At 70.4% G+C, this 11,729-nt stretch carries 9 protein-coding genes; 2 read left to right on the plus strand and 7 right to left on the minus strand.

The features are described 5' to 3' along the window. Nucleotides 1–127: 127 nt before the first annotated feature. Nucleotides 128–1,051: a sigma-70 family RNA polymerase sigma factor gene (locus ORI60_RS30005; RefSeq protein WP_266041355.1), complete on the plus strand. Its 924-nt coding sequence runs from the start codon at nt 128–130 to the stop codon at nt 1,049–1,051. On the opposite strand, the gene ORI60_RS30010 is transcribed toward ORI60_RS30005, so the two are convergent. Continuing rightward, complete coding sequence (locus ORI60_RS30010; protein ID WP_266041356.1) at nt 1,011–2,774, minus strand: LamG-like jellyroll fold domain-containing protein; 1,764 nt, start codon at nt 2,772–2,774, stop codon at nt 1,011–1,013. The two genes, ORI60_RS30005 and ORI60_RS30010, sit on opposite strands and share 41 nt — an antisense overlap. A 63-nt stretch (nt 2,775–2,837) precedes the next feature. Between ORI60_RS30010 and ORI60_RS30015 the strand changes: the two genes are divergently transcribed. Next, nucleotides 2,838–3,557 carry a sulfite exporter TauE/SafE family protein gene (locus tag ORI60_RS30015; protein WP_266041357.1) on the plus strand — a complete coding sequence of 240 codons (720 nt, stop codon included), beginning with the start codon at nt 2,838–2,840 and terminating at the stop codon, nt 3,555–3,557. 488 nt (nt 3,558–4,045) lie between these two features. Here the strand turns inward: ORI60_RS30015 and ORI60_RS30020 are convergent, their stop codons facing one another. The 6 genes from ORI60_RS30020 to ORI60_RS30045 all read right to left on the minus strand — a co-directional run bounded on the left by ORI60_RS30020 (nt 4,046) and on the right by ORI60_RS30045 (nt 11,600). Further along, nucleotides 4,046–5,659: an alpha/beta hydrolase gene (locus ORI60_RS30020; protein ID WP_266041358.1), complete on the minus strand. Its 1,614-nt coding sequence runs from the start codon at nt 5,657–5,659 to the stop codon at nt 4,046–4,048. A gap of 80 nt (nt 5,660–5,739) precedes the next feature. After that, entirely contained in the window at nt 5,740–7,338 is a 1,599-nt protein-coding gene (locus tag ORI60_RS30025) for an alpha/beta hydrolase (RefSeq protein ID WP_266041359.1), read from the minus strand. A 63-nt stretch (nt 7,339–7,401) separates the two neighbouring features. After that, nucleotides 7,402–8,373 (minus strand): L-histidine N(alpha)-methyltransferase, encoded by a 972-nt coding sequence (gene egtD / locus ORI60_RS30030; protein WP_266041360.1) that lies wholly within the window; start codon nt 8,371–8,373, stop codon nt 7,402–7,404. Next, nucleotides 8,370–9,095 (minus strand): ergothioneine biosynthesis protein EgtC, encoded by a 726-nt coding sequence (egtC, locus tag ORI60_RS30035; protein WP_266041361.1) that lies wholly within the window; start codon nt 9,093–9,095, stop codon nt 8,370–8,372. Before egtC ends, egtD begins: the two co-directional genes overlap by 4 nt. Before the next feature lie 4 nt (nt 9,096–9,099). Next, the gene (gene egtB / locus ORI60_RS30040; protein WP_266041362.1) at nt 9,100–10,404 is read right to left on the minus strand and encodes an ergothioneine biosynthesis protein EgtB; all 1,305 of its coding nucleotides are present in this window, start codon (nt 10,402–10,404) and stop codon (nt 9,100–9,102) included. Next, nucleotides 10,401–11,600: a glutamate-cysteine ligase family protein gene (locus ORI60_RS30045; protein ID WP_266041363.1), complete on the minus strand. Its 1,200-nt coding sequence runs from the start codon at nt 11,598–11,600 to the stop codon at nt 10,401–10,403. Before ORI60_RS30045 ends, egtB begins: the two co-directional genes overlap by 4 nt. Between the last annotated feature and the right edge of the window lie 129 nt (nt 11,601–11,729).

Raw genomic sequence — 11,729 nt, forward strand, 5'->3', positions numbered from 1 at the left:
TGACGACCACGACGCAGCACTGCCGGCCAGCGCACCGCGTGCCTGGACCGCCCCGGCTCCGCTCAGACGCTCCAAGCGGAGTCCAGATTCCGCCCCGGCCTGAAGGCCGGGGCCTCCACCGGAGGTCATGGTGACAGTGGACTTCGCGACCGCGGCGGACCCGTTCAGACGGGAGCTCCTCGCGCACTGCTACCGGATGCTCGGCTCGCTGCACGACGCCGAGGACCTGGTGCAGGAGACGTACCTGCGCGCGTGGAAGGCGTACGGCCAGTTCGAGGGCCGCTCGTCCATCCGCACGTGGCTGTACCGGATCGCGACGAACGTCTGCCTCACCGCCCTCGACGGGCGCACGAGGCGCCCGCTGCCGTTCGGGCTCGGCACCCAGGCGGCCACCGAGTCCGATCCGCTCACCCAGGACCACGACGTGCCGTGGCTGGAGCCGTTCCCGACCGATCCGGCCGCGATCGTCGCCGAACGGGAGTCCACCAGGCTGGCGTTCGTCGCGGCACTGCAACACCTCCCGCCGCGGCAGCGCGCGGTGCTGATCCTGCGGGACGTGCTGAAGCTCAGCGCCGCCGAGACCGCGGACGAGCTGGAGATGACGGTCGCGGCCGTCAACAGCGCTCTGCAACGCGCGCACGCGCAGCTCAAGGACCTCAGCGAGGACGAGGTGGTCGAGCCCGCGGCCGCGAAGCCGTTGCTCGACCGGTGGGTGAAAGCCTTCGAGGCCAAGGACATCCCGGCGATCATCGACATGGTCGCGCGGGACGTCGTCTGGGAGATGCCGCCGTACCCGCAGTTCTACCGGGGCCCGGACATGGTCGCGTGGCACCTCGCGAACCAGTGCCCGGCGGTGCCGCACGGCGCCAGGATGGTCGCCACGGAGGCGAACGGCCAGCCCGCGTTCGGGCTCTACCTGCGCGACGGGGCCGGCGTGTTCCGGCCGTTCAACCTCCAGGCACTGGAGGTCCGCGACGGCCGGATCACGCGCGTCTCGTCGTTCTTCGACCTCAGTCTGTTCCCGCGGTTCGGGCTGCCTTCGACCGCATGAACTCGGCGCGGTCCAGCGGCCGGTTCACGATCCGCATGTCGCCGATCCAGCCGTGCAACGACTTCTCGACGACCTCGCCGTACGCGTAGGCGCCGACGAGCCACGGGTCACCGGCGGTCGAGATGCCGCGCGCGGGTGTGGACGGGTTGCGCAGCAACGGGGATCCGTCGACGTGCAGCGTGGTGTGCACACCGTCGTTGACCACGGCGATGTGCCACCACGTCTCGTAGTCCATCTCGTGGCCCCAGTTCGTGGAGATGCCGGGCAGGTTGCGCGGGAACACCGCCCACTGCAGCTGACCGCCACCGGCGACGTTCAGGGTCGCGATCGGCTCGCTCGGGTCGTCCCCGGTCTTGCCGGCCGCGGATCCGGGGGCGAGCTTCGTGAACAGGCCGCACCACGGGTGGTTGAAGTCCTTCGGCAGCTTGAGGAACAGCTCGATGGTGTAGCCGCGCTCGAAGGTCTCCCTGTTCACCGGCGCCGAGTCCACGGTGGACAGGTGGCCGTCCTTGCCGAAGTACAGCGACCGGTGTGACGGCGCGAACCTGCTGTGGTCGTCCGAGGGGGTCAGCGAGCCGGTCTGCCGCAGGTCGTTCCCGTTGCCCGACAGGTCCTTCAGGCCCTCGCCGAGGCGCCAGTACGCGACCGTGCCGCGCACCAGCACGTCACGGGCGGGCTGCGGGGCGGGCAGCACCGGCGGGTCGAAGCGGGCGAACCGCTGCTCGAAGTCGATCGGCACGCTGAACCGGTCGGCCGGGCCGGTCAGCTCGGTCTCCTTGCGCTCCAGCGGGTTGAGCGACTTCTTGCCGAGCAGCCAGGGCGACAGGGTGCGGACGTCGATCACGGCGCGGTCCAGGTCGAAGTGGTAGAACCGGATCATCGCGCCGCCGCCGTAGTAGCGGTCCTGGTAGTTCGTGATGTGCACGTGCACGTCGTTGCCGGCGGTGTTGCGCATCGTCGTGCGGGCGGGTGGCCAGAAGTGCCCGTTGAGGGTCAGGAAAATCTGGTCGTTGTCCTTGATCAGCTCGTTCCACAGCCTGCGGCCGTAGTCGGACATCGCCGCGGTGCCGTCGCCGCCGTCGTAGACGAGTTCGTGCGTGGTGAGGATGACCGGCAGCCTGGGATGCTGCTTCAGCACGGAGCGCGCCCATTCGAAGCCCTTGGCGGACATGCGCCAGTCCAGTGCGAGCACCAGCCATTCCCTGCCGGCCGCGCGGAAGACGTGGAACGTGTTGTAGCCGTCGGCGCTCGCCCCGCGGAACGTCGGCGAGGACCGGAACCGCCGCGGCCCGAACCTGTCGAGGTACGGGGTGCGTCCGCGCTGGTCGTCCAGCCGCGAGTCCGGCACGTCGTGGTTGCCCGCGAGCACGCTGTACCCGACGCGGCGGCGGTCGAGCACCTCGAACCGCTCGCTGATGTCGTCGATCTCGCTCTGGCGGGCGTTCTCGACCAGGTCGCCGAGGTGGCTGACGAAGACGATGTTCTCGGACCTCTGGCGGTCGACCAGGTACTGCAGCGTGGCCTTCAACGGCGCCGAGTCGCCGCGGTCGAGGTCGAACATGTACTGCGTGTCCGGGATCACGGCGAGCGTGAACCGCCGCGCCTCGGGGTCGGGGCGGCCGCCGACAACGTTGTCAGCGGCGGCGGAACCAGGCGTGACCAGGGCGGCAGCGGCGGCGGTCGCACCGGTGCCGAGCAGGAAGGAGCGGCGGGACGCGGTCATGGCGCGGAGCGTAGGTGTGCTGGGCCAACGGCAGGCGAACAACGGTCGATAGCATCGCGAACTATGTCTTGGGGGTTGCTGGCGCTCGCCGGCGTGGTCGTCGCTTTCGGAGGGTTGCTGCAGGGCCTGATCGGCTTCGGGCTGGCCCTGGTCGCCGTGCCTCTGCTCGCGCTGCTGGACCCGGCGCTCGTCCCGGTGCCGGTCCTGGTCATCGCCTGCGCGCACGCGGTCATGTCGCTGGTCAGGGAGTTCGGCCACGTCGACTGGCGTGGCGTCGGCTGGGCGATGCTCGGCCGCCTGCCGGGCACGGTCGTCGGCATCTGGATCGTCGACTCGCTGGAGCCGAAGAACTTCGGCGTGGTCGTCGGCGCCGTGGTGCTGGCGTGCGTGCTGCTGTCGACCACGTCCTGGCGTCCTCAGCCGACCCCGCCGTCACTGGTCACCGCCGGGGTGGCGAGCGGCTCGTTCGGCACGGCCACGTCGATCGGCGGCCCGATGGTCGCGTTGCTCTACCAGAACCAGGCCGGGCCGGAGGTGCGGGCGACGCTCGCGGCGTTCTTCACGCTGGGCTCGGCCGTCTCGGTCCTCGGGCTGACCGTCACCGGCAACGTCACGGCGCACCAGCTGTGGAGCGGAGTGCTGCTGATCCCGTTCCTGGTGGCCGGTTTCCTGCTGTCGGGGCCGTTGCGCGCCAAGTTCGACGCGAAGGGCGTGCGGACTCCCACGCTGGTCGTGGCGGGGGCGAGTGCCGTGGTGCTGATCGCGAGGAGCCTGCTGTCGTGAGGATCCCCACGTGGGCCGTGCTCGCGATCGGCGCTCTCGCGGCGCTGACGCTGATCGTCAACGCGCCGCTGCGCGACCTCGGCGACCTGTGCGCGCAACCCGGCGCGCGCTGCGGCAGCCAGCCGGACTGGTACACCGGCGAGGAGACCTACGAGACGTTGCGCGGCATCGAGATGAGCCGCCGGATCGACGAAGCCCTCTACGACTACAGCCTGCTGTGGGTGGTCGCCGCCGCGCTGCTGGTGTGGGCGGTCGTGCGACGCGGCTGGGCGACGTTCGCCACGGCCGCGCTCTTCGGGCTCGCGGTGTGGCTGTGGCCCTCGTACTCCGCGTACCTGCTGATCGCCGCCGCCGCGGGGGGGGGGGGGGGGGGGCGGCCGCCCCCCCCCCCGCGCCCCCCGGGCGGCCGGCCCGGGGGCGGGGGGGGGGGGGGGGGGCGCCGGGGGCCGGCGCGCGCGGGCGCCCCCCCCCCGCTTCCGGCGAACCGGTCAGGCGAACGGCTGAACGTTCGGCTGGAACACCTGGCCGTCGGCCGGTGCGACGAGGTCGACGAGGTACTTCGCGACCGCCGCGTCCGTCTCCGCGGAGCGGCCCAGGATGCAGTGGCCGAACGAGTCGACGCTGATCAGGCGCGCGTTGCCGAGCTGCTTGGCCATGCGCTGCGAGAACAGGTACTGCGTGGCCGGGTCGTAGTAGTTGCCCACGACGACGATCGGGGTCTTCGTCTTGCGGTTCCACGGGCCGATCCAGCGGTCCGGGTTGCGCGTCGGCCACGTGGCGCAGGTCAGCAGGTCCGACGCGGCCTGGTAGCGGCCGAACGTGGGCGACTCCGCCTCCCACTTCGCCGCGGTCCTCTCCCAGTGGCGGTTCGTGCGCGCGAACGGCTTGTCGGTGCAGTTGACGCCGTAGTACGAGTCGTCCGCGGTGTACGGGGTGTCGGGCAGCGGGTCGACGTCCATGCGGCCACCGGCGTTGTTCAGCGGCGCGGGCAGCTCCACCGCGGCCTGGACGCCGAAGGTGGCGGCGGACGGGTTCAGCGCGACGTGGACGTTCTGCAGCCAGGCGGCCAGGGTCGTGATCCGGGCGATCGAGTACAGGTCGCCGGCGACGCGGCTCACCACGTCGGTCAGGGTGACCTTCGTGCCGTCCGGCAGCGTCGCGGGGGCCTTGCCCAGCGCGGTCTTCATCGCCTCGAACTTGCCGCGGGCGTCACCGGCGAACGCGCACTTGGTGGCACCGACGGCATCGCAGCGCTTCAGCATGGCGTCGAGGGCGATCTCGAAGCCGTCGGCGCGCTGGCGGTCGTACTCGGCGCCGTTGGTGAGGCGCAGGCGCGGGTCGACGTTGCCGTCGATGACCATCGCCCGCGTGCGCTGCGGGAAGATGTTCGCGTACGTCGAGCCGATCAGCGTGCCGTACGAGAAGCCGACGAAGTTGAGCTGCTGGTCGCCCACGGCTTCGCGCATGACGTCGAGGTCGCGTGCGACCGCTTCCGTCGACATGTGGTTCAGCAGCGGACCGGCGTTGATCTTGCAGTAGTCCGTGTAGGTCTTGGACTGCTGGATGGTGCTCGCGATCTCGGTCTTGGTGATGGGCAGGGCGTACCAGCCCTCGTTGACCGCGTCGGCCTCTTCCTGGGTGCGGAAGCAGCGCATCGGCGCGCTGCGGGCCACGCCGCGCGGGTCGAAGCCGATGACGTCGAACCTGTCCAGCACGGACGGCTGGAAGTAGTTCTTCGCGACGGCGCCGCGCAGCAGGCCGGACCCGCCGGGGCCGCCGGGGTTGAGGAAGATCGAGCCGATCTTGCGGGACGGGTCGTTCGCGGGGCGCTTCATCATGGCGATGCCGGTCTTCTCACCGCGCGGGCGCGAGTGGTCGACGGGCACTTCCTGGACGGCGCAGGTGAGCTTCGCGCGCTCCTCGGGCGTCACGGAGGCGGGAAGGCCGGCGAGGACGTCGGCCGCGCACTGCCCCCAGGCAGCGGGTCTGACGCCGGACGAGGCCTCGGCCTGGGCGTTCGCCACGCCCAGGCCGGAAACGACGGTGCCGAGCACGAGCGCACTCGCGACCACGACACGCGCTGATGCGGAGGATGACTTCACGGATGCACCCCATCACCGACAGTGCACCGTTTGTACCCGCCTATCGTCGGGTTGTCCGGCGACAGGCGGGTGTAGACGAACTAGAACGGTTGCGCGTTCGGCTGGAAGACCTGGCCGTTCGCGGGGGCGGTGAGGTCGACGAGGTACCTCGTCACCGCCGCGTCGGCGCCGGCCGAGTCACCGAGGATGCAGTGACCGAACGCGTCGACGCTGATCAGCCGCGCGTTGCCGAGCTGCTTGGCCATGCGCTCCGAGAACAGGTACTGCGTCGCCGGGTCGTAGTAGTTGCCCACCACGACGATCGGGTTCTTGGTGTGGCGGTTCCACGGGCCGATCCAGCGGTCCGGGTTGCGGGCGGGCCACGTCGGGCAGGTCAGGAGGTCGGACGCGGCCTGGTAGCGGCCGAACGTGGGCGACTCCCTCTCCCACCTGTCCGCGGTCTGCGCCCAGTTGCGGTTCGAGCGGGAGAACGGCTTGTCGGTGCAGTTGACGGCGTAGTACGAGTCGTCGCTCGTGTACGGCGTCTCCGGCAGCACCCGGATGTCGGCCTTGCCGCCGAGGTTGTTCAGCACCGGAACGTCCACAACGGACTGGACGGTCAGCGCGGCGGCGGAGGGGTTCTGGGCCGCGTGGATCGACTGCAGCCACGCCGTCAGCGCCTTGAACGTGGTCGGGCTGTACAGGTTGCTCGCGGTGCGGCCGACGAGGCCGGTCAGCGTCACCTGGGTGCCGTCGGGCAACGTCGTGGGGCCCTTGCGCAGCGACTCGCGGATGTCGTCGAACTTCTTGCGCGCGTCACCGGCGAACGCGCACCTCGCGACACCGACCGAGTCGCAGCGCTTCAGCATCGCGTCCAGCGCGATCTCGAAGCCGCGGGCGCGCTCGCGGTCGTACTGCGCGCCGTTGGTCAGGCGCAGCTGCGGGTCGACGTTGCCGTCCAGCACCAGGGCGCGGGACCGGTGCGGGAAGATGTTCGCGTAGGTCGCGCCGAGCAGCGTGCCGTACGAGAAGCCGACGTACGTGAGCTGCCTGTCCCCCACGGCCTCGCGCATCACGTCGAGGTCGCGTGCGACCGCTTCCGTCGACATGTGGTTGAGCAGCGGACCGGCGTTGATCTTGCAGTAGTCGGTGTAGACCTTGGACTGCCGGATCGAGCTGGCGATCTCGTCCTTGGTGATCGGCAGCGCGTACCAGCCCTCGTTGACCGCCTCGGCCTCTTCCTGGGTGCGGAAGCAGCGCAGCGGCGCGCTGCGGCCGACACCGCGCGGGTCGAAGCCGATGAGGTCGAACTTCTCGAGGATCTCCGGCGTGAAGAAGCTGCTGCCGTAGGCGCTGTAGATCAGGCCGGCGCCACCGGGGCCGCCGGGGTTGATGAACAGCGAACCGATCTTCTTCGAGGGGTCTCCGGCGGGGCGCTTCATCATGACGACGCCGGTCGAGTCCCCGCGCGGGCGCGAGTGGTCGACCGGCACCGCCTGGACCGCGCAGCTGACCTTCGTGCGTTCGGCGGCGGGGATCTCGGCGAGCACGTCCGCCGCGCACGGCCCCCACGCGGCGGGTCTGACGGCGGAGGCGGCTTCCGGCTGGGCTGACGCGCTGCCCAGGCCGGTGATGACCGTGCCGAGCGCGAGCGCACTGACGAGCGCCACGCGCACGGCACGCGTTGATGCAGGAGTCATCGTTGCAGCCCATCACTGGGCGTGCACCGCGTGTACCCGCCTTTCGTCGGGTTGTGACCCCGGCTACACCGCTCGGGCGAGCGAGACCGCGAACCGGCCCTCGGCGTCGGTCCACCAGCGGTGCAGCGAGAACCCGGCGTCCTCCAGCTCCTGCCGCACGCCCTCCTCGCGGAACTTGGCCGACACCTCGGTGCGCAGCTCCTCGCCCTCGCGGAACTCCACGACCAGGCCGAGCTCGGCGAGCGTCACGCTCATCGCCCGCTTCGCCCGAAGGCGCATCTCGATCCACTCCTGCTCGGCGTTCCACAACGCCACGTGCTCGAACGCCTCGACGTCGAAGTCTCCGCCGACCTCGCGGTTCAGCACGTTCAGCACGTTGCGGTTGAACTCCGCCGTCACGCCCTGCGCGTCGTCGTACGCGCGCACCAGCGTGCCCGGATCCTTGACGAGGTCCGTGCCGAGCAGCAGCCACTCCCCCGGATCCAGCACGTCGCGGGCCGTGCGGAGGAACTTCTCCCGCTCCTCCGGGATGAGGTTGCCGATCGTGCCGCCGAGGAACGCGACCACGCGCGGCGACTCACCGGGCAGCAACGACAGGTGCTGCGTGAAGTCGCCGACCACGCCGTGCACCCGCAGGCCCGGGTAGTCCGCCATGATCGCGTGCGCGGCCTCGGTGAGCGCCGACACCGACACGTCCTGCGGCACGAACTCCCGCAACGTCCCGTGCTCGCGCAACGCGCTGAGCAGCAGCCGCGTCTTCTCCGACGAGCCGGAACCCAGCTCCACCAGCGAGTGCGCGCCCGTGGTCTCCGCGATCTCGCCCGCGCGCTCCGCCAGCACCTCCCGTTCGGCCCTGGTGGGGTAGTACTCGGGCAACCGCGTGATGTCCTCGAACAGCGCACTGCCCACGGCGTCGTAGAACCACTTCGGCGAGACCCACTTCGGGTCCGCGGTCAGTCCGGCCCGCACGTCGGCACGTAGCGCGTGTGCGGCGTCCTCCGGCTTGAGATGAACGTCCAGCACCGGCTCGGTCATAAAGGTCGAACCTCCACAGTGGATGGAACGGCGGTGACCACGTGCCGGTCGGGGATCTCCCGCCAGTCCGGGTCGTCGTCGAGCGGCTCGGACGCGAGTGTCACGCCCTCGCCTTTCTGCAGCACCCACAGGGCGTGTGTCCACGTCGTCCCCACGAGCACCTTCCCGTTGGTCATCAGGAAGTTCAGGCGTGACTTCGGCGCCACGTCCGCGACCTCCCGCACGAGTTCAACGAGCGCCTGGGCCGGGTTCTTCCCCGTCTCCAGGCGACGTCTGAGGACCGTCCACAACAACGCGGAGTCGGTCGGCGCGTCCATGGTGAGCAGGTCGGTCACGTCGAGGGTCTTCGCCAGCCCGGCCACGGTGTGCGGCCAGCCGTCGACGCGTCCGTTGTGGCTGAACAACCACGTGCCGTCGGTGAACGGCGCGCAGGCCGCGTCCGCCACCGGCATCCCGGTGGTCGCGGACCGGACGGCGGCCAGGAAGGCCGTCGACTCCGTGCCCGCGAGCTGGCGCAGGTTCGGGTCGCTCCACAGGGTGCCGGCCCGCCGGTAGCGCACCGGGCCGGGGAACCAGCCGACGCCGTACCCGTCGACGTTGACCGTTCCCCCCGCCCGCATGTCGGCGGGCGCGTAGGACTGGTGCTCCAGCGAGTGCGGTGCCTCGAAGAGCGGACCGGCGACGGGCACGGCGGTGCCCAGGTAAGCCAGGTGGCGGCACATCCGGCTAGGCGTCCCTGGCGCAGCGGAAGCCGGCGAAGATCTGCCGTCTGATCGGGTAGTCCCAGTTGCGGAACGTCGCGCGGATCGCGGACTTGTCGGTGCCGAACGAGCCGCCGCGCAGCACCTTGTAGTCCGGGCCGAAGAAGACCTCGGAGTACTCGCGGTACGGGAACACCTCGAAGCCCGGATAGGGCCCGAAGTCGCTCGACGTCCACTCCCACACGTCGCCGATCAGCTGGTGCACCCCGGCGGGCGACGCCCCCGCCGGATAGGCGCCGACCGGGGCCGGGCGCAGGTGGCGCTGGTTGAGGTTCGCGTGCTGTTCCGTCGGTTCCTCGTCACCCCACGGGTAGCGGCGCGTCCTGCCGGCGGCGGTGTCGAAGCGGGCCGCCTTCTCCCACTCCGCCTCGGTGGGCAGGCGCTTGCCCGCCCACGTCGCGTACGCCTGGGCCTCGTGGTAGCAGACGTGCACCACGGGCTCGTCCGGCACGATCGGCTCCGTCACGCCGAAGGCCGTGCGCACGAACGAGTTCTCCTCGCGCTGCCAGAACCTCGGCGCCACGAGCTTGGCGTTCGTCCGGTGCTCCCAGCCCTCGTCCGTCCACAGGCGACGGTCGTCGTAGCCGCCGGCCAGGACGAACTCGGCGTACTCGCCGTTGGTGACCGGTGTCGTGTCGATGAAGAACGAGTCGACGTGGACGGCGTGCGCCGGGCGTTCGTTGTCCAGCGCCCACGGTTCGTCCGACGTGCCCATCTCGAACGGCCCGCCCGGGATGAACGCCTCCGTCGCGGGCACCAGGTTTCCACCGGGCGGCAACGGTGCGTGCAGCACCGGTTCACCCGTGCGCAACTGGTGCGTCGCGAGCATCGTCTCGTCGTGCTGCTGCTCGTGCTGCACGATCATCCCGAACGCGAAGGCGTTCTCGACGAGCCGGCGCCCCTGCAGCGGCACCTTCTCCAGCACGTCGAACACCTTGCCGCGCACGTCGCCGACGTACTGGCGGGCCTCACGGGGGTTGAGCAGCGGCAGCTCGGGCCGCACGCTGCGGGAGAACTTGAACGCGTCGTAGTACTCGTCGATGTCGCTGCGCACCGGCTCGCGTCCGCCGACGTCGCGAACCAGCCACAGCTCTTCCTGGTTGCCGATGTGCGCCAGGTCCCAGACCAGCGGCGACATCAGTTTCGAATGCTGCCGCACGAGGTCGTGCTCGTCGACGGCGTCGGTGAGGGCGGTGGAACGCGCGCGCGAGCGCAACAGTTCCCCCGCCACCTTCTCGCGGAGGTCGTCTCCATCGATTTGGCGAGTCACAGCTTCCCCTCAAGCTCCCGGCTGATGGCGCCGATCTGGTCGTGGGAGAGTCCGGTGCGGGGCAACGCCTCGATGCCCAGCGCCACAACGTCTTTCGCGGCACGCGCGATGCGTTCGTCCGCCAGTCCGTACCGGGCGGCGGCGAGCCACCGCCCGGCCGCCCGTTCCGTCGCCGCCAGCACACCGTCCACAACGGACGGATCGCTGAACAGCGCGACGAGCAGCGCACTCGGCGCGATCCACCCGCCCGGAGCGGGTGTGTCGAGGTACCTGATCTCGATGTACCCGCGCGGTCGCACCGGCGGGAACATCAACGACATGTGGTAGTCCAGGTCGTCGCTCGTGGGGACGCGGTCGTGCGCGCCGTCCACCCACTCCGCGAACGTGAACCTGCGCTCCGGGATCCAGTTCGGACCCGGCCCGCGCACCACGATGACGGGGGTGTCGACGACTCTGCGCGCGTAGGCCTGGGCCGGATCGGCGCACACGGCACTGGGTCTGGTGCGCACGGGATCACAGCCGTAGAGCGCCCGCATGCGCGCGGACGCCCAGTCCTGGTGCATGCCGCCGATGCTCGGCGAGTTCGCGAACAGCGCGATCATCACCGGGCCCAGCTGGTGCACGGCGGCCCACCTGTCCTGCAGGTGCTTCTGCTCGCCGAAGTCGAGGCACACCTGCAGGCCCGCGGTGTTGCACATCATGGAGATGCCGTCGGCGCCGAGCGCGCCGAACGCGTGCTCCATCGCGGCGTACCGAGGCACCTGGAGCAGGCGCGTGGGCCGTCTGTGCAGGTCAGCGCCTTTGTCGCCGAGCACGAGACCGTGGTCGGCGAGCATGGCGGTGAGGTGGGAGATGTCCTGGGCGACTGTGGAGAAGAGGTCCGGAAGGCTGGTGCAGGGAGGAGTGGAGATCTCGACCTGCCCGCCCGGTTCGACGGTCAGCGGGGTGCCGCTGGGAAGCGGCCTCTGCGGGCTGTCCGGAACGAGAGTGGGTGGTGCGTGTTCGCCGAGAGCGGCGGCGAGCCGGTGTTCGTCGAGGACCTGGGCAGGGTCTTCGGCGTGGTGGACGGTCCATTCCAGCTCCACGCCGAAAAGCCTCGGAGGCCCGTGTTTGAAGCAGACCGAGGCCACATAAGCCTCGGCCTCGGCGCGGTCGGCGAACCTCGCCGGCGCCGGTTGATTACGCAACGCAGTCACGCTGCCACACTCCCCGTGATCGTCTGGCCCGTTCGACGCTACACGCGGGGTCTGACACTCGCAGCCCTCAAATCCTTACGAACCAAGTGAAGCGCCCGTGTGCACGCGTGCACACGGGCGCTTGTCCCA

It is taken from the genome of Lentzea sp. NEAU-D7, assembly GCF_026242055.1.
Lineage (GTDB): Bacteria > Actinomycetota > Actinomycetes > Mycobacteriales > Pseudonocardiaceae > Lentzea.